Here is a 21,944-nt window from a genome sequence, read left to right on the forward strand (position 1 = left end):
TAGGAATTTCATGGCAAAATTTAGTGTTGAACTCCCAATTTCAAAAAAACCTACAGATCTTGAATTAAAAAAACTAAAAGAATATTTCAAGGAAATGCCTGTCAATGAAATAATTACTGGCCTTAAATTTGCAAAAAGTAGATGGCATGCTAAAGATTCTGGAACTCTAAAAGTTGGAAGAAAAAGTATTGTTCAAAAAGAAGTACATTCAGTTACTGCCGAACAAGCTCAATGGAGATTAAAAAATTGGAAAATGATGATTTCAAATTACCGTCGTAGAGGCTATAGTTATCCAACAATATCCAGAATTAAAAAAATTCTAATTCAAAAGAGTAAAAAGAAATCAAAGTAACTGTGTATTAGTTAATTCTAAATGAAGATATCTGCTTTTTTCTGTGCTACTTGTTGTCTTAATTCTGTTGGAACTTCTGGAATTGATGATTTTGTTTGTCCTGCAATAACATTGTGTGCTTCTTCTAATATTGCAAGTGTGTCTGAATTTGTTTCAGTTTGTGTAGTAAAGTTATCTTCCATTCCTACGGATGATCCTGACATAACATCTCCAAGTATTTGTGATAAGTCTTGCATTGAAGCATTTGCTTCAGGCATAATTCCACTTAATGATGGACTTAATCCTTTGATTATTGACATACATGGACTCAATGTTACAACAACATCTCCTAATTCTGAAACAGTGTCTAATCTAAGTTTAACTTGCTCCATGGATAGTTTTGCTCCACTTACCATGTTTTTCATTTTTCTAACTTGTGCTAATTCTCCTGCATATGCTTGTGCATAAACTGGTTTGTTATTTCTCTGTGCATTTACACATTTTTCAAAAATTTTGTCATGTTTTGCTTGTAATTTTTCATTAATTCCTGATAATTTTGTAATTTGTGATTGTAGTTTTTTCTGAGCAAAATCAATTCTATTTTTTAATGGTTCATCAGGCTTTACCTTGCCCATTACTTTTTGAGATATTGATTCTCCTTCTGTTTTATTCCATGAATTACTTATCATACTGATTTCGTAATTTTTCTTAATTTTTTTCTTTTAAACAGATTTGTAACTCTGGTTTGTGTACCTTCGGTTACACTATACACGGTTACATCTTATCCAAACGTAAAAGTGAATGCTTGAAATCCTTTGCCTTGGATATCCATTTGTAATATACCTGAGATGCTATTTTCACTATCAATGATGTTATACATTCCAGGATCACTTACAATCAATTTTCCATTTAATGAAATATCTTTACCAGTATTTTTTTCATTAAGGGGAATTCCATCGAGGAATATTTCTATTTCTGCATAACTATTTGTTACAATATTGACTTCTTTTGCTTCAAAGTACATTTTGATACTTCCATTACTTTCAGTTAATTCCATACTGTCTGAATAATTTTTCCAATCTCCTACTGGATAGAATTTGTTTAATTCTATTTTTTTAGGCTCTGCATATGTTACAATTTTTTCTGGTTGAAATCCTTCATTACTTCCTAAATTATTTCTATTTTGTGCAAATTTATGTCCAAAATATAATTCTGGAGTTCTAAATGGTGTATGTTCAAATTCTTCAATGTTAACTAATTCTTTGTTTGATACTGTTTTGATTCCCATTGACTGAGCTCTTTCATCAAGTAATTGCTGAATAATTTTTTCAGTTTCTTCATATGCCCCTTCCCCAATATGATCATATCTTAAATTCCCTTCATGATCTGCGATGTATTTTCTTGGCCAGTAATTGTTTTCAAATGCCTTCCAAGTTTCCATTTTGTTATCCATGACTATCGGATAATCAATTTCATATTTTTCTATTGCATCTTGTACGTTACTAGGATCTTTTTCAAACTCAAATTCAGGTGAATGTATGCCAATAATTAGCAAACCTTCATCAGAATATTTTTCGTCCCATGATGTAATGAATGGTAATGTTCTGATACAATTAATGCAACTGTAGGTCCATATGTCATAAAGTACAACTTTGTTGTCCATTTCTTGTTCTAATTTTTCAGGTGTTGTATTGAGGTAATGCTCTATTCCTACTAGTTCAGGTGCTTTTTTTACTCCTGAATCATTAATGTTCAAAAATACTCCTGTTGTTGAACCTTGATTTTGTAATGATAAATCATCTAATCCCACGAAAATTATGCCTAAAAATACTACTGCTGATATTATAATTCCCCCAAAAATGGATATGTTCTTTATTTCTGAATTCATCCTAACATCACAATCTCATTGAGTAATGGAAAATTTGCAATATATGCAAGTTGATTTGTAAATATCAAAATTCCTAACATTATGATTAATCCTCCAATTAACAAATTATAATATTTTAGATGTTTTGTCATGGAAGAAATTATTTTTGTTGATTTTGAAAAAAATATTCCCATTAAAATAAATGGAATTCCTAAACCTGCTGAATATGCTAATAATAAACTGAATGAAACTGATGGTATTGTTGCAGCTAATGTTAGAATCGTTCCCAATATTGGACCAACACATGGTGTCCATCCAATCGCAAATGCTAAACCAAATACGAAAGACATTGGATAACTTGATCTGAATTTTTTAATTTGAATTTTTTTTTCTTTATTTATAAAATTTATTTTTTGTGATAGTAATAGGAACACTCCAAATATGATCACAATTATTCCTGCAATTGAATTTAAATCCCCTAAAAATTGAGTAACTGAACTTGATAAAATACTATTAATTAAAACCCCTAAAGTTGAAAAAACAACTGAAAACCCTAATACAAAAAATATTGTATTTGCAATAATGCTTCCTCTATTAATTTGAAAATTACTTTTTTGATTATGTTTAATCTCGTTTAATGTTGTTCCTGAAATATATGCCAAAAAGGCTGGAATCATAGGTAAAATACATGGAGCAATAAATGATCCTAGACCTGCAGTAAATGCAATTAGTATTGTAGGGTCAGCCATGTGTTAAATTCATTATTTTTATTTTAAAGCCTTATTACAAATTTTGTCTGTTTCTAATACGCTCCTTTTTATCTAGGTATTTTGGATATAATTTATGAATATGCGATTTGTAATTGTAGGAATTTCATTAGGTATACTAGTTACCATCGCTGTGATTATTGGCTCTCCAGCTAACCCATTAAACTTGGACTTTGGTGGAATGGATGCATCACGATAATTAGTAAAATTTCTTAAAACCTTTTTCAAATATTTGTAAGGATTCCTCTATATCTGATTTTTTTAGCCATGCTGTGACTGAAATTCTTAGTCTAGCTTGATTTTTTGCAACCGTTGGATATCTGATTGGTTGAGCAAATATTCCATTTTTAAATAAAAATTTTCCAAATTCCATCGCTGTTTTTTCTTTTCCTATGATTATTGGTATAATTTGTGATTTAGAATTAATTTCATACCCGATTGATTTTAGACCCTCTGATAATTTTGCTATATTGTCATGTAATTTTTTTTGCTGAATTTCTCTGTTTGACTGAATTCTCTTAATTGAATGCTCCACTAAAAATGATGGTAGAGCTGATGTATAGATAAATGATTTTGACTTGTTTATGCATGAATCAATAACGTTATTTTGTGATGACACATAGCCTCCAAACGATCCTAGTCCCTTGCTTAAACTACTGATATACAAATCAATTTTTTTTGCCACGTTAAAATAGTTTGGTGTACCTTTTCCATCTTTTCCAATTACAAAATCTCCATGTGCATCATCTACAATTGTAATGGCATTTGTTTTTTCTGAAATTTCTGTAATTTCCTTTAGTGATGATACATCCCCATCCATGCTGAAAATCCCTTCAGTTATGATGAACTTGTTTTTTCCTTGTAATTTAATTTTTTTTGATAAGTCATTCATGTCATTATGTTTGTAAATTGATATTTTGGCACCCGATAATTTACATGATTCAATAATGCTGGCATGATTTAATTCGTCACTTAGAATTAAATCTCCTTTTTTTGCTATTGCTGAAATTGAACCTAAATTAGCCATGTATCCAGTAGGAAAAATTAAACTATTTTGTTGTCCTTTGTGCTTGGATAGAATTTTTTCAAGTTTTCTATATGATTCATCATTTCCTGAAACTAATCTGGAACTTGATTGAAGTTGATTTGTTTGAATTTTGGTTATTGGAATTCCAAGATAATCATTTGAGCATAAATTAATTAATTTTTTTTCTTTAATTGTTATGTATGCGCCTTGTGCTTTTCCATATTGTAATTTTCTATGTAAATTATCATTCTTAATTTTGGATAACTCTGAATCAATAAAATTGAGTTTATGCTTCAAGACCAATTTTTTCTATCATTTTGCGGTCTTTTTGGGCATCGTTTCCATCCATCGTTAAGTATCCTTGTGTAATAATTCCATTTGCTCCACTTTGTAACAATTCTTCACCTGAATCATCCAAGTTTGTCTCTCTTCCTCCAGAAATTTTAATGACTGATTCAGGCAATAAGAAACGTATGACTGAAAATATTCTGGTAATTTCAGAATTAGGTAAATCCACTTGTAATTCTAAAGGTGTTCCTGGAACCGGAACTAGTATGTTTATTGTTACTTCTTCAGGATATATTCTTGCTAACTCTAATGTCATTTCGATTCTCTGGTCTCTTGTTTCTCCTAAACCAATAATTCCTCCAGTACACAACTCCAAACCTGCCTCTCTTGCAATTTCAAGTGTGTCTAATCTGTCTTGGTAAGTGTGAGTTGTACATATTTCTGGAAATTTTGACTTTGCTGTTTCTAAATTATGATTATATCTTTTTACTTTTAGTTCTTTGAGTTTAGTTGCTTGTTCTTTTGTTAGAAAACCCAAACTACATTCAACACTAATTCCAACTTTATTATTAATTTCTGAAATGATTTTACAAACATTTGTAAAATCTTTTGATGAAGGTTCTCTCCATGCTGCAACTAGACAATATGATTCTGCACCCTCATCTTTTGCTTTTTGAGCTTTTGTAACTACCTCTTCTGGTGTTGGTAATTGATATGTTTCAATACCTGTATCAAAAAATGCTGATTGTCCACAAAAGGTACAATCTTCACTACATGCATTTTTTTTAATATTGTTTAATTGTTCAACATCTACTTTATTTCCATTATAGTCTCTAGTTATTTCATTGGCACATCTAGCTAATTCTTTGAGATCATCTTCTGGAACGTTAAATAACTTCTTTGCATCTTCTGAGGAAATCCTTTCTCCTGAAAATACTTTTTCTTGACACTCCTTGATAAATTCCAAATTGCTCATGTTCAAAGTTTTTTATTTCCATTTATAAAAATATGGTAATTGTTAACCCTAAGAAATTCCCTAGTTAACAGTCAAATAATATGTGATTTTGCTGCCTGAATAGTCTTAATTGTCTTTTTTAGGAGTGATTCCAACTCATTTTCCTCAATTGATAAAGGAGGTACCAACATCACGATATTTCCAAGAGTTCTTAGGTATATCCCATTTTTCTTTCCTTCTTCAAAGAATACTTTGTTAATTGATTTTTTTGTTTTAATTGGAATTTTCTTTTTCCTATCTGATACCAGTTCGATTCCCATCAACATTCCTTTATGTCTAATGTCTCCTACAATGTCTATTGCAGATATATCATCATAATACTGTGAAAATATTTTGGATGTCTTTTGTATTTTTTTAATTAAATCATACTTCTCATACATCAAAATATTCTGATTGGCAACAGATGCTGCAATTGGATTTCCAGTATATGTGTGTCCATGAAAGAGATGTTTCCATTGATTAAACTCTCCTGAAAAAGAATCATAAATTTTTTTACTTGATAGTGTAGCTGCCATAGTAAGATACCCTCCGGTTAACATTTTTCCATATGCCACAATATCTGGAATACTTTTTTGTTCTTTGTATTGAATCATTGATCCTAATCTGCCAAAACCAGTTGCAATCTCATCTAAAACAAATAGTATTCCATGCTTCTTGCATAATTTACTAATTTTTCTTTGAAAATCATTTGGATAGATAATCACTCCGCCTGCCATTTGTGCACCACTTTCCATTATGAAGGCAGCAATGTTGTTGTCTTTAGAAAATCTTTTTTCCATTTTTTCTAAACAATCATTTTGGTAATCAGTTAATGTCAATCCTTTAGGAATCCTGTACTTGTTTGGAACTGGAAATTGTATAGTTGAAAATAATTGTTTTTTAAATTTACCAAAAAATTCAGGAACATATCCCACTGACATGGCTCCAAATGTGTCCCCATGATATCCATTTTCAATAGTTGCAATCTGTGTTTTTTTTGATTCTCCTATATTTTTCCAATATTGCAATGCAATTTTTATGGCTATTTCCATTGCAGATGAACCGTTATCTGAATAAAACACCTTATTCATTCCCGGAGAAATTCTTATCAGATTTTTTGCCAATTTTTCAACAGGGTCATTTGTAAGATTAAACATTGATGAGTGCTGAATTTTTTTACTCTGATTTGTAATTGCTTTGACTAATTCTGGGTTGGAATGTCCCCAAACATTGCACCACATTGATCCTACTGCATCAATTATTTTATTACCTTTAGAATCAATTAGCCATATTCCTTTACCTTTTGATATTGTATCAAAAGTGCCCCATTCTTTCATCTGGGTATTTGGATGCCATACAGAACTAGTCAAGTATTTTGATATACTTTCTGAACTTAATAATTTCTTGTAATTGTTTTTATTTTAAATAAAAAAATACGCTTAAAAATTTAGTTTTTTAGACGTTTTTTTTCAAAATTTTCTCTATGGTATGCAAGCTGTTTTTTTAAATTTATAACTTCTCTGTATTTTTCACGATATCTTTTATTCTGTTCTCGTCGTAATTCTTTATTCTCTTTTTTTAATTCATTTAGAAACTGCAAATCCATTATTTGCAGTACATGATATTTGTATTAAAACGATAATTTTTTTTCATAGTACTTAGATTTTTTACTCTTTTTCTTTCATTTGACTGCGTAATTTTTTTTCATTACCTCTCCAAATTTCTTCCATTTGAAAATGATATTTTATTTTCTTTTGAGATTTTTCATCCGATATTCTGGTTTTTTTCATTTCTTCTTCTAGTTTTTTTCTGGTGGATTCATGAAACTGTATTTTAAATAAAATTTCATCCAATTTTTTTTCCTGAAACTTTTTTACCTTATTTTTGAAAAAATCCATATCTTTAGTTAATGATAATTCCGCATAAAAATAATTAGATTATAATGTAGATGAAATGGGATTTAACCATATGTCTGAGGAATCTAATCCAATCAAAGACTATCTTTTTGATTACATTGACAAATCAAAAACCATTCCTAAATTAATTGCTGAACAAAAATTTGATGTTATTATCGATGAAATTATTCAAAATTGCTATGATGATATTATAGTAATGGATGAAAAAGAGGAGGCAATTGGAATACTGGCAACAGGGTTGCTCCACTATTTGCTTACAAATGCTCTTTTAAACAGTCAAAGAAAAGTGGAATATCAAGGATTAGAACTTGATATTGTAATACCTGATGTTAGGACATTGGAAAAAGATTCAAAAATGACTCTGTTAATATTAATTCCAAAATCTTCTGATAAACAAATTATTGATCAAAAGATCTCTCAATTAAAGTCTGTACAACCAACTATTGAAAATATTTGGGTTGTTTTATCCAAAGATGTCAATACAAATTGTAAATCATTTGTTTTATCCAAAGAAAATAATTCCTTTTCAAAAATAATATTTGAAATCTCACAATTTTCAAATGTTGGTAAATCAAACAAGTTCAAAATTCTAAGAATTTAAAATTATTTTAAAACTAATTTCATATCTATATTTTTTTTAAAAATTCTGTATAGTGATTTATCGCTCATATCTTTAATGAATGGAATTGAACCTAACACCTTAATTCCAGTTAAACTTTCTAAATCTTTTTTTAATTGATTAATTGGATATCCCTTATCAAAATTATTGATAATTATGCCCTTGATTGGAATTTTGTATTTTTGACACATCTTTACTGTCATAATTGTGTGATTGACTGTACCTACTTTACTTCGTGTAACTATAATTGTAGGAATTTTCATATCCTTTATCAAATCCGTTACAAAATAATTTTTAAGAATTGGAGTCATAGTTCCGCCCATTCCTTCTACCAACATCATCTCGTGTTTTTTTGATAATTTTTTAAAACTAGAAAGAATTAGTGGGATCTTTGGTTTAATTTTTAATTTCTTCCATGCAGTATAGGGTGAGGCTGAAATTGGGAAAAATTGTGGATTTACTAATTCTTCTGGATCATCTATTTTAGCTGAGTTTGATAAAATTTCTACATCTTCTGACTTGAAACCTTTTTTTTGCTTTACACCTGCAGCAAAAGGTTTCATCACGCCTACATCTATGTTCATTTTTCGTAAAGTGATTGCTAATCCTGCAGTGATGTATGTTTTTCCAACATCTGTGTCAGTCCCTGTAATAAAAATTGACTTCATTAGTTTTGTTAATAACTATCCCTTGATTAATTCATCGGTTTTGAGATTACTTATGAATATCTAGAAAAATTTTTAGTTCTGGATAGCACAAATCAAACTCATTAATGTTATTAGTAATTTCAGGATATGTTTTTTCTAATTTTTCAAATACCCTTTCTTTGTTGATAATTTGGTATGTGGAAAATGGTGCATGATAATTTCTCTGAATAATTCTACTATCTAATAATTCTTTTAATCCTCTTGATATTGATGGATTTGATTTTTCAGTAAGTGCCACTAACTCAATTTGAGATAATGGCTTTTGTGATTTGAGTAAACCAATTACGATTGCCTTGACTGTTGGATTTAGAAGTAACTCGTAAAACTCTACAACTGTTTTATCTAATTCTGGTGAATATATTATCCTGAATTTACCTTTTTTTTGTTTAACTATAGTATCTTCGAGAAATATTGATAGATATTTCTCAACAGTTTCTGTTGCACATTGTGTCTCAGATACTAATTTCATAAATGTGACAGGTCTTTTCAATACACATTCTTTTACTGATTCCTTACACGGACTTAACTTTTGATTTGACATCTATTACAATGTATTATGATAATTTCTTAAATAACAAATTGGTACATTTATCGAATAGTTAATTCTAATTTTATGTTCTATGAATGTAGATTAGTTTGTAAAGACATAGCGTCTTTCGCCTCTGCTTTCTGTTTCAGTTTTTACATCAACTAAAACAAATTCCTTTTTAGTATGCATTTTGGATTCCTCAGGAGTTAGTTTGTTTTCATGTAGATCCTCGTATTCACTCCAAGTTAATCTTCTTCTTGGTCCAATCTCTGCCTCTAGGTTCATGGATTTGACAATATCTTCGTATTCTGGTTGGACTACGCCACTGAAAACCATTGCACTGCTTCCACTGCCATATGATCCAAATCCAATTCTTTTACCTTCTAAATCTACTCCTTTTTGATACTCAAATTCTAAACTACTTCTAAATCCAAGATACAATGATGCCGTATACAAATTACCAATCATGGATGAAGCAATAAGTGAACTTGATAATTTTGATTCATACACATCTTGGTATTCTTGTGTTTTTGTAAACATTTTTGTAAATTCATGATCTTTGGCCATAAACTCTTCATCCCCTAATACTGATTCAATAGTTCCACGCGGATCTTTTGGAATTGGTTCTTCTGTTCCTATTTGTTCTAGGATATTTTTCCATCTAGGTAATTGACGCCACTCATGTCTAACTAAATATGCCAATGCCTTCTTTCCCATGTTGCTGTAAGGTAAGTGCATGTTGATGTAGTCCATATGATCCAAAATTGTTTCACCTTCTTTCATCTCGATTAAATTAGTTGCAACTACTCTTTTCTTGTATGCCTCTAATGCCTTTCTAACCTGAATCATGTATAGTAAATTTGAATATTGTCCATGTACAATTGGAGTTTCTTTTCCAAATGGTCTGTAGAAATCATATTCGTCTTTAATTGACGTTGATGTGACTTTTGGATCAAACTCTAATAATCTTGGCTTGTCATTTAGTAACATTACAACTGAACCTGCACCTTGTGTCATTTCCCCGCTTGAACCCATGTCATATTTTGCAATATCAGAAACAACTACTAGGGCGCTTTTCCCTTCTGCCTCTCCTGCCCTAATCCAATTAGTATTATCATAAAGTGCATAAGATCCACTTACACAAGCAAATTTTGTTTCAACTCCTCCACAGTGTTCAAATGAGCCTTGACCGTAAACTTGTTCTAACATTCCAATAACGTAAGAATTCATTGCTTTTGATTCATCAAATGCAGATTCTGTGGAGATATACAGTCTTCCTATGTCGTCTGGTGATAAATTATTTTTTTCCATAATTCGTAGACAAGCATTTGCAGCCAAACATGCAGGATCTTGATTTGCATCAACTATTGCCATTTGAGAAACACCTAATCCTTTTTGTAATTTTACAGGATCTAGTCCTCTTGCGTTTGCAAAATCTGCTGCATCAAGATATAATCTTGGAATATAGATTGCAACATCATCAATACCGGCTGCCATAAGCTTCGTCTTCTACATGAGTAATTAAGTATTTGTTGTAAATTCTAGTTAACTAGGAATGAATTTTTTATTCTGTTTTGAGATTTTTACGCACAGATCGCTAGTTTTCAAGTTGTTCATCAAACACTCTTTCAAAGACTTCAAATGGTTGTGCTCCAAACAATTTTGAAACTTGTCCATCGGAATTGATTACAAAAAATGCCGGAGTTCCAGTCAACTGCAATTTTTTGGCATCTTCATTACTAGTTAAGATTGTCTTTGAATGAGGTTTTTCATCCATACATTCAACCCATTGATCCATATCCAAATTGATTTCTTTTGCAAATGATGTTAGGTTTTCTGGAGATGCCCATCCATTATTTTCGCCTGTCCAGTTTGAATAAAGAATATCGTGATACTCCCAAAACATTCCTTGATCTTTTGCACAATGAGCACCATGTGAAGCATTTACTGAATCAGAACCAATTATGTTGAAATCTTTAAAAATTATTTTTACCTTTCCCGTTTCAACATAGTTTGTAATTATGTCTCCTTCAATTGTCTCAAAAAACACATTACAATAATGACACTGGTAATCTCCAAACTCCACTAATGTAATTGGTGCATTAGGATCACCATAGACTGTTGAACCATTTTCTAGAAATGTTTCCATTGTAATTTTGGCAGGTCCGATACTATCCATTTCGGGTGTTGGTTTTATTGCTAATTCAGACTCATCAAAAGTTCCATTTAGTCCAAAAATTACAGCCACTATTGCAATTGATGCAATAATGGCACCTATGGCTAAAGATGGTGGATGAATCAATAAATTTCAATTTCTTAAAGTACATTTAGACTTTGTTCAATTAGTAAATAAGTAAGATAATTGGAGAGTAAATATGAAAAAGGTGTTTGTTAATGGTTATGGTTCTATTGGTAGTAGAATTACATCCTTTCTAAAAGATGATCCTGAAATTACTGTTTTTGGTATTGGAAAATATTCTCCAGATGAGAAAGTAACTGATGCAATTTCTCGTGGATTGAATGTATATGTTCCAGAAAGAAAATTAGATGATTTTTCAAATTATAAAATTTCAGGTACAATTGAATCTGCATTAGACGAATGTGATTTAGTAATTGATGCTGCACCTGGTGGCCATGGTTACAAAAATAAAAAAAATCTTTACGAGCCAAAAAATATTCCTGCTATCTATCAGGGTGGAGAATCTACCGTGGGAGAAGAATCTGTTTCTGATTTATTATTTAATTCTCGTGCAAACTATGATCATGCTTTGGGTAAAAAACATGTCATGCAAGGAAGTTGTAATGTGACAGGAATGGGTCGAATTTTAGAACCACTACGTGAAAAATTTGGTAATGAGTTAGTAAGATTTGATGTAACTTTAGTTAGAAGATGGGCAGATATTGAACAAACTGAAAAAAATGTTTCTGACACAATTGAAATGACAGAAAAACCACATCATGGTGATGATGTGAAATTGTATTTTGGAAAAGATGCTCCTCTTTATGTTCGTGCAATAAAAGTACCTACAAGACAAATGCACCTACACATAATGGATATCCGATTCAAAGAAACCGCACCTAAACCTTCTCAAATCCATGAATTATTTGCTGATGAATTTGGTGTAGCTACATTATGGACTGCAAAGGGTACTAAAGATATTAGAGATTATGCTCAAAATATGGGCTTTAATTTTACAGATACAAACATGATCCATATACATGCAAACATGACTACTTCAATTGGAGACACTGTTCAACTAATGTATTCTGATGATCAAACAGGAATTGTTATTCCTGAAAATCATATGTTATTGCAAGCCATGTTGTTTGATAAATCATATGAAGAGGCATTTGCTCATACTGAATCCATTTTTCACATGAAAGAGAAAAAACAAAAATTGCAAGAAAATTTTGCTAAAAATAACTAGATTCTAATTTTTTCAATTCGAATTTTTTGAGGAATGTTTTTTGTAACTTTTTCAACTATGATTTTTAGATCATTTAATTCTAGTTTATCCCCTTCTTGAGGTATATCTTGTAATCTTTCATGAAGTAGTCCATTGAGTGACGCATAATCATCTCCTTCAGGAATTTTTGTTTTAAAAATTTCATTAATTACATCAATTTCAATATCTCCGTTTGTAATTATCGTATCTTGATCAATTCGTTCATACCCTTTTTCTCTTTTTAGGTCAGTTTCATCTTCTATTTCTCCTACAATCTCTTCTAGTAAATCCTCTAGAGTAACTAAGCCCTCTACTCCTCCATGTTCATCTACAACTATGGCCATGTGTGTTTTTCTTCCCTTCATCTCTTTTAATAGTGAACTAATCATTTTTTCTTGAGAAGCAAATACGGGTTTTCTTGCAATTTGTTCTAAAGTAACTACGTCCTTGTCTTTCTCTAATTCCTTTAGTACATCTCTAACATGAATAAATCCAACAATATCGTCTCTTGTATCTCCAAAAATTGGAATTCTAGAATGGGCACTTTGATTAATTTGTGGTAATGCCTCAAAAAGTAGCATTTTTGCATTTAATGTAAACATCTTTGTTCTTGGTGTCATTACAGAACGAATTACAGTATCATCAAAATTCAATGCTCCATGAACTAATTCCATTTCTTCTTTTTCTAATGCTTTTTCTGCCAAACCTTGATCAATTACTCCCTTAATTTCTTCTTCAGTTATTGGTGGTGGTGTGTAACTACTACCAGTAATTTTTACAACTCCTCTAGTGATTATTTCAAAGAATTTTACAACTGGATAAAATACATAACTGAATACTAGTAAAACTGGTGCATATCTTAATGCAACTTTTGTTGAGTTTGCATTACAGTATGTTTTTGGAGTAATCTCACCAAAAACTAAAATTAAAAATGTCATAACCCCTACGGCAATTCCTAAACCATCATTTCCAAATAATCTAATTGCTACACTTGTAGCTAATGCAGATGCTCCAACATTGACTAAATTGTTGCCAAGATTTACACTTGACATCATCCAACTTGGATTCATTTTTAATTTGTGTAGTGCCTTTGAACCTTTTTTTCCTTCGTTGAATAATTGAACAACTTTTGATTTTCTTACACCCACTAATGCAACTTCTAAACCACTGAAAAATCCCGATAAGCCAATCAAAACTGATAGTGCTGTAATTTCAATCCATAACTCTACCATGATCTTCCCCTTGAAAATTTCTTAGAAATACTATTTTTCATTTAGTTTTTTTGCACCATCTTTTGGTAAGATAATTTAACAATTCATGGATTTAAACTCTTCAGTTTTCTTTTATTTTTTAATTTCTTATTAAAAATATTGAGGCTAATTTTTTGGAGGATTTGCAAATGTATTTTCTGAATTGTGGTGATAGTCAACTGGAATCATTGCATCTTTTTGTCTACCTGTGAGAATTCCTACGACTGTATCGTCTTTTTTAATTATTTCTTCATTCATCAATTTTTTTATCCCTGCAACTGATGCTCCTGATGCCATTTCACAATCAAATCCATTTAGTCCTACTACAGACATACCATCTAACATTTCTGAATCAGTAACTGTTGTAGCTACTCCATTTGTAAATTCTAATGCTCTTAATCCTTTCAAGATGTTAGCTGGTCTTCCAATTTGAATAGCTGTTGCTTTGGTTTTTGGTCTAATGCCCTCTTTGTCTAAATGATCGTAATATCTAGAAATCAATTCTGTATTTGGCTCTCCCTTATTCCATCTTAATTCTTCATTTTCAAATTCACCATTATACAAATCCGATAATGTGCTTGCGCCTTCTGAATTAATTACTGCAATTCTTGGTATTTTTTTAATCCATCCCCATTCGTATAATTCCATCAATGCTTTTCCACAACTGGAAGTATTTCCTAATGCTCCTCCAGGATAAACAATCCAATCTGGTACATCCCAATTCAAATATTCTAATGCTCTAAATGGAATTGTTTTTTGTCCTTCAATTCTAAATGGATTAACTGAATTTACTGTATATCCGTCATGATTTTGTGCATCATCTAAAGATTGCTTTAAGGCATCATCAAAATTTCCTTCAACTTCTACAATCTGAGCTCCAAATTGATAAGCTTGACTAAGTTTTCCTGGTGCAATTTGTCCTGCAGGAATATACACATCACAATCTATTCCTTCGTTTGCTGCAAACATACCTGCAGAAGCTGAAGTGTTTCCAGTTGAAGCACATACAATTTTTTTTGCTCCTACTAATTTAGCATGAGTTACAGCTGTTACCATCCCATTATCTTTAAACGAACCACTAGGATTGTATCCCTCTGGTTGTAACCACAACCCGTCTTTTTCAATTCCTAAAAACTCAGCAGCTTTTGACATGTGATATGGTTTGGATTGTCTTCCTTCTGCCCCGTCTAATGAAACTAAAAATTTTGAGCATTCTTCTAAACTTTCAGTGTCAATTTGACAAAAATTCAATAATTCCCTAAATCTCCAAATTCCACTTTCGTTAAATATACTGCCTTTGGAATTTCGTCTTTCATAAAATGTATCTTTTAGTTTTGTAGATGGTGTATTTTTGTATTTTACATCTAAAACATGTCCATTTTCACATTGTACATTTGTACTGTAAATGGGATATACTAAACCACATTTTGGATGTACACATTTTAGAAAAGCATCTTCTTGCATGTGTAATTGTTGAAAATTGCTAATAATTTAAAGCAAACGTGAATAATTTACACGAGTCTAGCTAATTTCCTAAACTTTAGATTGGTGTATTTTTTTGATATTATATGGTCACTTACGTGGAATATTTGAAGAGTATTCTAAATCGTATTGTGGAATCCTACAATACTCTTGAGGCAATCGAGGATAAGCCTGGAGATCTTAAAAAAATAGAAAAAGAAATGTTAAAAATTAATGGATTTGTTAGAGTCATATCTAATAAAATTGAAACTGAAAAAATTCCTTTAGCAGATTTCAAAATAACTAAAAAAAAATTTGCAGAATATTTGGTGACATACTCATTTGAAAAAGAAATTGAAACTATGGCTCCCTTGTATTCCAATGACGTTAATCGTATCAAAAATATGAGATTAAAAATTTTAGAATCGTTAAAAAATAATAACATGATGAACAATATCCAGGAATTATTGGAAAGATTATGACCGAACAAAAAAAATGTGTCTTATGTGGTTGCAAGGATCATCGATTAATAGGGTGCTCTAAACATTTTTCAAAAAAATGTAATTGTTACAACTAGCGGGTTACTTTCTTCTAGGACCTGATCTCTCATGAAAATTTAAACAACATTTGCATTCTTTTTCTAAACATTCATTTTCGTAATGATGATCACATATTCCACATTCACAACTTTTAGACATATCTTTAGTATAGTACTTTTTTTTAGAATTTATCCCTTACCTTAATTTAATCTGATTTTAAGGTCAAATTGGAATTATTTTTTTGATTTTGATTTTTTGGCTGGTTTTTCTTTGGCTGAAAGCTCTTTTTCAATCTCTGCAGCCTTGTTATCTACTGCTTTAATTATTTCTTGAATTAATCCATCTAGGTCGCTATCTTCCACTTCTGGCTCCACCGTACTAGCAATATCTGTAATTGTGCTTGAAATTTCAGAACTTACGTCTTCAAAACTTTCAGGATCTTCATATGCAGCATTGTACAGATTTTTTAAATTATTAACATGTCCAATTACTTGTTCTGTTATTGTAATAGTGTAATCTGTTCCGTTAATATCAAATTCTTTTGAACTCATAATCATTTTCAAATTGTGATGTTTATAATGTTTTTCAGAGAAAATTTAGGTGTGTGCTTAAAATACAATATAATCTAATGCAGCTGCATCACTGATTAATCTTGTATGTTTATCCCCTACTACATAACCATTTTTGATATCTCCTGTAGGTATCCATCTATTTGTTGAAGTATAGTGTCTTTTTTCAGATAATTCTTTTTCAATTTCTTCAATATCAAATTCGGCCTCTTCTACTTCCTGTGTTGTGAGATGTTTGATTGTAACAAGTATTTTTGTTACTTTAACACGATCTCCGAATTTCCATTTTAGTACGGGATTTTCATCAGAGACCTCTAAAACTTTAATTTTCATTTGTTTTTTTCCAAATGCATCACGACTGATTAGTGCCCTTTCGTCAGTAAATTCTTCAAAACTTATTCTTGAGTTGACTTCTGCATCAGATACTGTTTCAAGTAATGACTCTGCAGTTGATTCTATTGCATCATCTTTAGAATTTTCTTCAGACATACGATAACTAATTCCTCTATCCTTAATAACGATTTGAAAATAAAATCTAGTTAGGCACTAGATCTTTGTTTTGTTTTAAATGGCATTTTGCATTCTTTGAGTGCTAATTCTTTTTTTACACCATTAATTTTTGAATAAATTTTTCCATCATATGTACAAACACAGTCACAAATCTCTAATTTTTCATCCCAAATTTTAAAAAATTCTCTTAATTCCCTGTTTTGATAAACTCCTACATCTACTCGTTTTTTAGATAAAAATTTGAATGCTAATAGAACTTGTTTGTTTTTGTATATGTCAAAAGTTTTGATCCATTCTAAACATCTTTCAATTTGATCTGCTGGTACTGGAAGTGTTGTACTTGTTCCCGATTTTGCTTCAATTGTGAATATGGTACTTTTTTCTGTATTTACTGCCAATACATCGGGTAATGCAATACTGGGAGATCCTAATCTGAAAGCCTTCCACTTTTCAGTTTTTTTGAATCTCTTTACAATTGTATCTTCCCATTGATAGCCTCTTTGCCTTCTTGTTTTTGCTGCATTTTTATGATTAGTTTTCTTCATTTCTTTTTTTAGTTTCATAATAGTAATTGATTTTAGATTGTTATTCATATGCATTTTTTACTAGTTTAGATTTAGTAATCTTGGTAATTACATTATAACTCAACAATATCAGTAATTTCAGTCATACAAATTACTTATTTTTTTACAAATAATTTTTAATGATTATCTAATTGTATATACCTCACAAAATTACCTCTAATAATGTCTGAATTGGATGTTGAGAAATTGTTTGAAAAACGTGATTCCTATCTCAATATTTTAAAACATATTAGTTTTGAACTAATGATGGAGCCTACTGATGAGGAAATAAAAAAAATTAAAGAATTAGAAAAAAACACTTTAAATGAATTAGACAAATTACAAAAAGAAATTTCTCAAAATCTATCTAAAAAACATGATTAGTTACAATGAGTTTATCATACCCGTCATTTTAGAAATTTTATGATCAAAGAACTTGTTGATAATTTAATTAAGATTAAGCAAGATTTTGCACAAAATTACACCGGAAATGCACATATTCAAGAAATATTGCCTTTGAAACCCTCAAAGGAATTCCCAATTGATGAACAACATTTAGAACAATTACATCTTTTTGCGCAAAAAAATCCTATCTATCTAAATTCATTTGAGAAGAATATTCTTGATTTTCCTTGTATGGTTTATGAGGGTGATATCAACGAATATTGGCTTAATAGTATTAAACATGGTTCAAGTTGTCAACCATTTTATCCGACATGGATAATGTCTGCATACATAATGTCTTTAGTTGCAAAAAAAATCGGATATTCTGAACTTGTAGATATTGGTTCAGGTGATGGTAGAATTGCATACTGTGGAAAAATATTGGATTTTGATTCTCATAGTGTAGAAATTGATGATGTTCTAGTAGAATTACAAAATACAATTTGTAGTGATACAAATCAAAATTTTAATCCAAAATGTAATGATGCGTTAGAATTTGATTATTCAAAATTGAATTTACAAAATCCAGTATTCTTTATAGGTGGACTTGCTCAAATGGGAGGAGATATTTTAGCTACAAGCATAATTAAAAAAATTAATTCAATTGCTAATTTAAAAAGTAATACCGGAATTGTCTTTGCTGGTAGTGATACCAAACGACAATTATCTGGAAATTTATCTGAAGGTGGTTGGAGTTCTCTTATTGAAGAAAATAAATTGTCTGTTATTGAAACTGTTTCATTGCCAACTGTATGGACTTTTGATCAAAATGTTGAAACTCCTTACATTTTTACAAAATTCAAATAATCTGAAAAAAATAATTTCCGTTTAAAATACCACACTTTGTAATTTTGACAATTTTCCCGATTTCTGGTTTATCATTTGTTTTTGCCATTAGTCTAAAAGAATCTAGAAATTCCACCATGCAAAAATATTCCTCATTTTGTTTAGAATATTCTATAATTTTACCTGTAAATTGGCCTGTTTTTAGGCCTGTTTCATTATAACATACATTACAAAATTCTGCAGGCGGCCAAATAATTTTTTTACAAGATAAACATTCAGGAATGGTAAAATTCCCTTTAGTTAATTCCTCTTCAAAATTCATTTTTCTAAAACCAATACTGTTGATGACGTTGCTGCAGCTGACATATTGTGTACTAGTCCAATTTCTGGTTTATCTACTTGTCTTCCTTCTGCTGATTGTTGTAATTGTTGTACAATTTCAATTGTTTGAGATATTCCCGTAGCTCCTAATGGATGTCCACAACCAATTAACCCTCCACGTGAATTTATTTTAAAATTATTTGTCTCGTGTAAATTTTTAACTAAACTCATACCTTCTCCTTGATTTGTAAATCCCATAGATTCTAGTGCCATTGGTTCACAAACTGAAAATGCATCATGAATTTCAGCAACATCCACTTGTGAGATATTTTTATTTGCCATTTTTAGTGCAGATTCACTTGCTTGTTTACTTGAATTCATTGAAAATAGTGATTCATTTTTAGTAAACCCTGCAGAGGTTGTTTTTTGCCCAATCCCACTAATCCATATTGGCGTATCTGTAATTTTTTTAGATATTTCTTCTGATGCTAATACAATTGATGCCCCACCAGAACATGGTCTAGAACAATCTAATAATCTTAAATCTTCTGTTAATTTTTTAGAATTAATTACATCCTCAACTGAGTATGTTTTTTTTGATAATGCATTAGGATTTTTCTGTGCTTGTTTATGATTTTTTACTGAAACAATTGCGAGATCCTCTTCTGAAACATTAAATTTTTGCTTATAGGATTTGGAAAAAATTGATGCCCAAAATATTGGATGTTTGAACTCTCCTCTAGAATTATCCCATTCAAGTATCTGACCTGGACTATCAAATCTTTCTGCACCTGAAACAAGAACCATATTTGCTAATCCTGATGAAATATACGAAAATGCTGAAACTATTGAGTTTGTGCCTGAATTGCACAGACTTTCTATAGAATGGGCTATTTTTGGTTGAATTCCCACCATTTCTGATAAAATGGGTGACAGATATTTTGAATTGTTGTTTGTTGAAACCAGTACTGCATCAATCTGTTTTTTATCAATTTCTGGATTTTTTTTAAAAAGTTGATTTGCAGATTTATGTAAAATAGATTCAATTTTATCTTCATCTTTTGTAAATGGTGTATTTCCGTATCCTACTATTCCAACTTTATTCATGTCTAATTCTCCAAAAATGTTTTTTTCAATAATGAAAATGATTTTTTAGTATCCCCAATTGGGTTGAACTGAATTATTGGTAAATCTATTCCTGAATCTTTGAATTTTTGTAATTGTTTTTTGCTTTCATTTGGATTTCCTGCAATGCATAGTGAATTCAACATCTTATCTGTAACCAATTCATGATTTGATTTGAATCCTGAATTTTTAAATTCTTCAAAAATATTTTTTGTTTCATTTTGAAATCCATTTTTAGATAAAAATTCTCTATAGATGTCACCTACTGAAACATAAAATGCAAGTGTTTTTTTTGCTCTTAAAATTGCATTTTCTGAATCTTCAGATACACATGTAATAATTTGACATGCAACATCAATTCTTTTTTTTGATTGCATTTTTGTAATTGTCTCTTTCAACTCTTCTAGCGGTCTCAAATAGAAAATTACTCCATCTGCAATTTCCCAAGTTAAATTAACCATTTTTTCATTAATTGCTGCAAGATATATTGGAATTGATTTTCTTTTTGGTTCGATTAATAATGTGAAATTATTTAATTGAAATATTTTACCTGAATAATTCATCTGTTTTTTTGATAATGCCAATCTAATGATTTCTACATATTCTTTCATTCTTTGAACTGGGTTAGAAAACTTGTATCCATGAAAATCTTCAACTATGGGCATACTACTTGTACCTAATCCCAAAATTAATCGCCCTTTTGATAAAATATCTACTGTAGCGGCACCCATTGCAATTGTTGATGGACTTCTCGAATAGATGTTGATTATTGATGAGCCTATTTTTTGACTCTCTGTGTTACTTGCCACTGCAGACATAGTTGAAAAATTTTCCATTCCCCAGGTTTCTGGAATCCATATTGAATCAATTTTTGAATTCGATATGGATTTTGAACAGTGTAAAACTTCTTCAACTGATAGTAATGAGCCTAAACTGCACGCTATACGCATGAATTGAGTATGAATATTGGATATTCTAGTGTATCTGTTTTAGTAATAGGTTAATTTTGATTGAGGTGATTAATTATCTCGCCAATTATCTAATCATATTATGGCTGAACAGATTTTTCAAGGATCTACTAAAAATGAGAAATTTTGGAAAAATGCAACAAAATATGCTTCTGCTAGTAATGACGAATTGTTTGTGGAGGAAGTTGCATACATGATGGTAACGCTGCACAGAACAGGTGCATAATCTAGTATATTATTTAATTATTTTTTCTACTCTTTCAGAACATTCTTCCATGTCTTTGAATGAGTCCACAGAAAACCATTCTACATTTTTAAATTTTATTGTATTTAGTAATCCCTTTTTTGCATAATCTGGAAAAACTGTTTTCTCTATGTCTCCTTTAATTGGTAATTTTTTCAGAATGTCCTTTTGGAGATGGTAAATTCCTGCATTCATCCACATATCTGTGATTTCTTTTTTCTCTTTAAAATTAATAATTTTGTCTGATTCTGTTTCTAAAATACCATATTTTGTTCTTAGTTCAATGGCAGCAATTGCATTTTTCTTACTTGCTAGTTTATCTAAGTCAATATTTGTAATGGTATCACCATTAATTACAAAAAAAGATTTTTCGTTAATTAATTTGCCTGCTTTTTTAATTGCACCGCCTGTACCTAGTGGAGTTTTTTCTATTGAAAATTTAATTTTTAATCCTAATTTTTTCATACTCAAATAACTTTCAATCATATCTGCCTTGTAACCTGTACAAATAATGACTTCATTAATACCAAATTTCTTCAAATATCTTATTTGCCATTCAATAATTGGAATATTTTTTATTGGAACTAGTGGTTTTGGAACATAATCTGTAACTGGCTTTAGTCTTTTTCCTCTACCTCCTGCTAAAATAATTGCCTTCATTGTTAAATTTTCT

The 21,944-nt window shown here is 30.4% G+C and carries 28 protein-coding genes; 8 read left to right on the forward strand and 20 right to left on the reverse strand.

Annotation, left to right across the window (positions count from 1 at the left end):
* Positions 1–10: 10 nt before the first annotated feature.
* Positions 11–352 carry a hypothetical protein gene (locus tag NMSP_RS03730; RefSeq protein ID WP_086907513.1) on the forward strand — a complete coding sequence of 114 codons (342 nt, stop codon included), beginning with the start codon at positions 11–13 and terminating at the stop codon, positions 350–352.
* Positions 353–369: 17 nt separating this feature from the next.
* Here the strand turns inward: NMSP_RS03730 and NMSP_RS03735 are convergent, their stop codons facing one another.
* The 3 genes from NMSP_RS03735 to NMSP_RS03745 form a co-directional block, all read right to left on the reverse strand.
* Entirely contained in the window at positions 370–1,020 is a 651-nt protein-coding gene (locus tag NMSP_RS03735; protein WP_086907514.1) for a Snf7 family protein, read from the reverse strand.
* 92 nt (positions 1,021–1,112) lie between these two features.
* A complete protein-coding gene (locus tag NMSP_RS03740; RefSeq protein ID WP_086907515.1) occupies positions 1,113–2,219 on the reverse strand; it encodes a redoxin family protein in 1,107 nt (368 codons plus the stop codon).
* Positions 2,216–2,947 (reverse strand): cytochrome c biogenesis CcdA family protein, encoded by a 732-nt coding sequence (locus NMSP_RS03745; protein WP_086907516.1) that lies wholly within the window; start codon positions 2,945–2,947, stop codon positions 2,216–2,218. Before NMSP_RS03745 ends, NMSP_RS03740 begins: the two co-directional genes overlap by 4 nt.
* A gap of 94 nt (positions 2,948–3,041) precedes the next feature.
* Here NMSP_RS03745 and NMSP_RS08675 point away from each other — a divergent pair, with 94 nt between their 5' ends.
* On the forward strand, positions 3,042–3,164 hold the full coding sequence (locus tag NMSP_RS08675) for a hypothetical protein (RefSeq protein WP_264080403.1): 123 nt from the start codon (positions 3,042–3,044) through the stop codon (positions 3,162–3,164).
* Here the strand turns inward: NMSP_RS08675 and NMSP_RS03750 are convergent, their stop codons facing one another.
* From NMSP_RS03750 to NMSP_RS03765, 4 genes are all read right to left on the reverse strand, one after another.
* A complete protein-coding gene (locus tag NMSP_RS03750) occupies positions 3,165–4,289 on the reverse strand; it encodes an aminotransferase class I/II-fold pyridoxal phosphate-dependent enzyme (protein WP_086907517.1) in 1,125 nt (374 codons plus the stop codon).
* Positions 4,279–5,256 carry a biotin synthase BioB gene (gene bioB, locus NMSP_RS03755; RefSeq protein WP_086907518.1) on the reverse strand — a complete coding sequence of 326 codons (978 nt, stop codon included), beginning with the start codon at positions 5,254–5,256 and terminating at the stop codon, positions 4,279–4,281. The genes NMSP_RS03750 and bioB overlap by 11 nt, the downstream gene beginning before the upstream one ends.
* A gap of 71 nt (positions 5,257–5,327) precedes the next feature.
* Complete coding sequence (gene bioA, locus NMSP_RS03760) at positions 5,328–6,644, reverse strand: adenosylmethionine--8-amino-7-oxononanoate transaminase (protein ID WP_086907519.1); 1,317 nt, start codon at positions 6,642–6,644, stop codon at positions 5,328–5,330.
* A gap of 297 nt (positions 6,645–6,941) precedes the next feature.
* On the reverse strand, positions 6,942–7,127 hold the full coding sequence (locus NMSP_RS03765; protein ID WP_152023803.1) for a hypothetical protein: 186 nt from the start codon (positions 7,125–7,127) through the stop codon (positions 6,942–6,944).
* A 115-nt stretch (positions 7,128–7,242) separates the two neighbouring features.
* Between NMSP_RS03765 and NMSP_RS03770 the strand changes: the two genes are divergently transcribed.
* Positions 7,243–7,791 (forward strand): hypothetical protein, encoded by a 549-nt coding sequence (locus NMSP_RS03770; protein ID WP_086907521.1) that lies wholly within the window; start codon positions 7,243–7,245, stop codon positions 7,789–7,791.
* Between the two features lie 2 nt (positions 7,792–7,793).
* On the opposite strand, the gene bioD is transcribed toward NMSP_RS03770, so the two are convergent.
* From bioD to NMSP_RS03790, 4 genes are all read right to left on the reverse strand, one after another.
* Positions 7,794–8,477 (reverse strand): dethiobiotin synthase, encoded by a 684-nt coding sequence (gene bioD / locus NMSP_RS03775; protein WP_086907522.1) that lies wholly within the window; start codon positions 8,475–8,477, stop codon positions 7,794–7,796.
* A 46-nt stretch (positions 8,478–8,523) separates the two neighbouring features.
* Complete coding sequence (locus tag NMSP_RS03780; protein ID WP_086907523.1) at positions 8,524–9,057, reverse strand: helix-turn-helix domain-containing protein; 534 nt, start codon at positions 9,055–9,057, stop codon at positions 8,524–8,526.
* 90 nt (positions 9,058–9,147) lie between these two features.
* Positions 9,148–10,542 carry a hydroxymethylglutaryl-CoA synthase family protein gene (locus NMSP_RS03785; protein WP_086907524.1) on the reverse strand — a complete coding sequence of 465 codons (1,395 nt, stop codon included), beginning with the start codon at positions 10,540–10,542 and terminating at the stop codon, positions 9,148–9,150.
* Between the two features lie 100 nt (positions 10,543–10,642).
* Positions 10,643–11,347: a DsbA family protein gene (locus tag NMSP_RS03790; RefSeq protein ID WP_086907525.1), complete on the reverse strand. Its 705-nt coding sequence runs from the start codon at positions 11,345–11,347 to the stop codon at positions 10,643–10,645.
* Between the two features lie 73 nt (positions 11,348–11,420).
* Between NMSP_RS03790 and NMSP_RS03795 the strand changes: the two genes are divergently transcribed.
* Positions 11,421–12,473: a type II glyceraldehyde-3-phosphate dehydrogenase gene (locus tag NMSP_RS03795; protein ID WP_086907526.1), complete on the forward strand. Its 1,053-nt coding sequence runs from the start codon at positions 11,421–11,423 to the stop codon at positions 12,471–12,473.
* On the opposite strand, the gene NMSP_RS03800 is transcribed toward NMSP_RS03795, so the two are convergent.
* On the reverse strand, positions 12,470–13,723 hold the full coding sequence (locus tag NMSP_RS03800) for a hemolysin family protein (RefSeq protein ID WP_086907527.1): 1,254 nt from the start codon (positions 13,721–13,723) through the stop codon (positions 12,470–12,472). The genes NMSP_RS03795 and NMSP_RS03800 overlap by 4 nt on opposite strands.
* 144 nt (positions 13,724–13,867) lie before the next feature.
* Positions 13,868–15,205, reverse strand: coding sequence for a threonine synthase (gene thrC / locus NMSP_RS03805; protein WP_086907528.1), 1,338 nt, complete (start codon positions 15,203–15,205; stop codon positions 13,868–13,870).
* A gap of 104 nt (positions 15,206–15,309) precedes the next feature.
* Here thrC and NMSP_RS03810 point away from each other — a divergent pair, with 104 nt between their 5' ends.
* Entirely contained in the window at positions 15,310–15,684 is a 375-nt protein-coding gene (locus NMSP_RS03810; protein ID WP_086907529.1) for a hypothetical protein, read from the forward strand.
* Between the two features lie 290 nt (positions 15,685–15,974).
* On the opposite strand, the gene NMSP_RS03815 is transcribed toward NMSP_RS03810, so the two are convergent.
* The 3 genes from NMSP_RS03815 to NMSP_RS03825 are packed head-to-tail and all read right to left on the reverse strand — an operon-like array spanning position 15,975 to position 17,413.
* On the reverse strand, positions 15,975–16,292 hold the full coding sequence (locus NMSP_RS03815) for a hypothetical protein (RefSeq protein WP_086907530.1): 318 nt from the start codon (positions 16,290–16,292) through the stop codon (positions 15,975–15,977).
* A 57-nt stretch (positions 16,293–16,349) separates the two neighbouring features.
* The gene (locus tag NMSP_RS03820) at positions 16,350–16,799 is read right to left on the reverse strand and encodes a hypothetical protein (RefSeq protein ID WP_086907531.1); all 450 of its coding nucleotides are present in this window, start codon (positions 16,797–16,799) and stop codon (positions 16,350–16,352) included.
* 50 nt (positions 16,800–16,849) lie between these two features.
* Positions 16,850–17,413: a PDDEXK family nuclease gene (locus NMSP_RS03825; RefSeq protein WP_420887406.1), complete on the reverse strand. Its 564-nt coding sequence runs from the start codon at positions 17,411–17,413 to the stop codon at positions 16,850–16,852.
* Between the two features lie 153 nt (positions 17,414–17,566).
* On the opposite strand from NMSP_RS03825, the gene NMSP_RS03830 reads away from it, so the two are divergent.
* Together NMSP_RS03830 and NMSP_RS03835 are read left to right on the forward strand one after the other, a co-directional pair.
* Positions 17,567–17,767, forward strand: coding sequence for a hypothetical protein (locus NMSP_RS03830; protein ID WP_086907533.1), 201 nt, complete (start codon positions 17,567–17,569; stop codon positions 17,765–17,767).
* A gap of 39 nt (positions 17,768–17,806) precedes the next feature.
* Entirely contained in the window at positions 17,807–18,634 is an 828-nt protein-coding gene (locus NMSP_RS03835; RefSeq protein ID WP_086907534.1) for a hypothetical protein, read from the forward strand.
* Here NMSP_RS03835 and NMSP_RS03840 read toward each other — a convergent pair.
* Genes NMSP_RS03840 through NMSP_RS03850 form a run of 3 tightly spaced genes read right to left on the reverse strand, consistent with a single transcriptional unit; the run spans position 18,627 to position 21,009 of the window.
* A complete protein-coding gene (locus tag NMSP_RS03840) occupies positions 18,627–18,935 on the reverse strand; it encodes a hypothetical protein (RefSeq protein ID WP_086907535.1) in 309 nt (102 codons plus the stop codon). The two genes, NMSP_RS03835 and NMSP_RS03840, sit on opposite strands and share 8 nt — an antisense overlap.
* Entirely contained in the window at positions 18,932–20,041 is a 1,110-nt protein-coding gene (locus tag NMSP_RS03845) for a thiolase C-terminal domain-containing protein (protein ID WP_086907536.1), read from the reverse strand. Before NMSP_RS03845 ends, NMSP_RS03840 begins: the two co-directional genes overlap by 4 nt.
* Positions 20,042–20,043: 2 nt before the next feature.
* Entirely contained in the window at positions 20,044–21,009 is a 966-nt protein-coding gene (locus tag NMSP_RS03850; protein ID WP_086907537.1) for an LLM class flavin-dependent oxidoreductase, read from the reverse strand.
* A 100-nt stretch (positions 21,010–21,109) separates the two neighbouring features.
* On the opposite strand from NMSP_RS03850, the gene NMSP_RS08415 reads away from it, so the two are divergent.
* The gene (locus NMSP_RS08415; RefSeq protein WP_192866219.1) at positions 21,110–21,253 is read left to right on the forward strand and encodes a hypothetical protein; all 144 of its coding nucleotides are present in this window, start codon (positions 21,110–21,112) and stop codon (positions 21,251–21,253) included.
* 9 nt (positions 21,254–21,262) lie between these two features.
* On the opposite strand, the gene NMSP_RS03855 is transcribed toward NMSP_RS08415, so the two are convergent.
* A complete protein-coding gene (locus tag NMSP_RS03855; RefSeq protein ID WP_086908370.1) occupies positions 21,263–21,931 on the reverse strand; it encodes a nucleotidyltransferase family protein in 669 nt (222 codons plus the stop codon).
* Positions 21,932–21,944: the final 13 nt, after the last annotated feature.

Source organism: Candidatus Nitrosomarinus catalina (assembly GCF_002156965.1).
GTDB lineage: Archaea > Thermoproteota > Nitrososphaeria > Nitrososphaerales > Nitrosopumilaceae > Nitrosopumilus > Nitrosopumilus catalinensis.

Coding starts and splice junctions, on each gene's coding strand:
- NMSP_RS03785 (WP_086907524.1), bottom strand. CDS start 10,542: ATGGCAGCCGGTATTGATGATGTTGCAATCTATATTCCAAGATTATAT.
- NMSP_RS03740 (WP_086907515.1), bottom strand. CDS start 2,219: ATGAATTCAGAAATAAAGAACATATCCATTTTTGGGGGAATTATAATA.
- NMSP_RS03830 (WP_086907533.1), top strand. CDS start 17,567: ATGTCTGAATTGGATGTTGAGAAATTGTTTGAAAAACGTGATTCCTAT.
- NMSP_RS03810 (WP_086907529.1), top strand. CDS start 15,310: ATGGTCACTTACGTGGAATATTTGAAGAGTATTCTAAATCGTATTGTG.
- NMSP_RS03835 (WP_086907534.1), top strand. CDS start 17,807: ATGATCAAAGAACTTGTTGATAATTTAATTAAGATTAAGCAAGATTTT.
- NMSP_RS03845 (WP_086907536.1), bottom strand. CDS start 20,041: ATGAATAAAGTTGGAATAGTAGGATACGGAAATACACCATTTACAAAA.
- NMSP_RS03840 (WP_086907535.1), bottom strand. CDS start 18,935: ATGAATTTTGAAGAGGAATTAACTAAAGGGAATTTTACCATTCCTGAA.
- NMSP_RS03850 (WP_086907537.1), bottom strand. CDS start 21,009: ATGCGTATAGCGTGCAGTTTAGGCTCATTACTATCAGTTGAAGAAGTT.
- NMSP_RS03770 (WP_086907521.1), top strand. CDS start 7,243: ATGTCTGAGGAATCTAATCCAATCAAAGACTATCTTTTTGATTACATT.
- NMSP_RS03815 (WP_086907530.1), bottom strand. CDS start 16,292: ATGAGTTCAAAAGAATTTGATATTAACGGAACAGATTACACTATTACA.
- NMSP_RS08415 (WP_192866219.1), top strand. CDS start 21,110: ATGGCTGAACAGATTTTTCAAGGATCTACTAAAAATGAGAAATTTTGG.
- NMSP_RS08675 (WP_264080403.1), top strand. CDS start 3,042: ATGAATATGCGATTTGTAATTGTAGGAATTTCATTAGGTATACTAGTT.
- NMSP_RS03735 (WP_086907514.1), bottom strand. CDS start 1,020: ATGATAAGTAATTCATGGAATAAAACAGAAGGAGAATCAATATCTCAA.
- NMSP_RS03745 (WP_086907516.1), bottom strand. CDS start 2,947: ATGGCTGACCCTACAATACTAATTGCATTTACTGCAGGTCTAGGATCA.
- NMSP_RS03855 (WP_086908370.1), bottom strand. CDS start 21,931: ATGAAGGCAATTATTTTAGCAGGAGGTAGAGGAAAAAGACTAAAGCCA.
- NMSP_RS03795 (WP_086907526.1), top strand. CDS start 11,421: ATGAAAAAGGTGTTTGTTAATGGTTATGGTTCTATTGGTAGTAGAATT.
- NMSP_RS03825 (WP_420887406.1), bottom strand. CDS start 17,413: ATGAATAACAATCTAAAATCAATTACTATTATGAAACTAAAAAAAGAA.
- NMSP_RS03820 (WP_086907531.1), bottom strand. CDS start 16,799: ATGTCTGAAGAAAATTCTAAAGATGATGCAATAGAATCAACTGCAGAG.
- NMSP_RS03730 (WP_086907513.1), top strand. CDS start 11: ATGGCAAAATTTAGTGTTGAACTCCCAATTTCAAAAAAACCTACAGAT.
- NMSP_RS03800 (WP_086907527.1), bottom strand. CDS start 13,723: ATGGTAGAGTTATGGATTGAAATTACAGCACTATCAGTTTTGATTGGC.
- NMSP_RS03780 (WP_086907523.1), bottom strand. CDS start 9,057: ATGTCAAATCAAAAGTTAAGTCCGTGTAAGGAATCAGTAAAAGAATGT.
- bioB (WP_086907518.1), bottom strand. CDS start 5,256: ATGAGCAATTTGGAATTTATCAAGGAGTGTCAAGAAAAAGTATTTTCA.
- thrC (WP_086907528.1), bottom strand. CDS start 15,205: ATGCAAGAAGATGCTTTTCTAAAATGTGTACATCCAAAATGTGGTTTA.
- bioD (WP_086907522.1), bottom strand. CDS start 8,477: ATGAAGTCAATTTTTATTACAGGGACTGACACAGATGTTGGAAAAACA.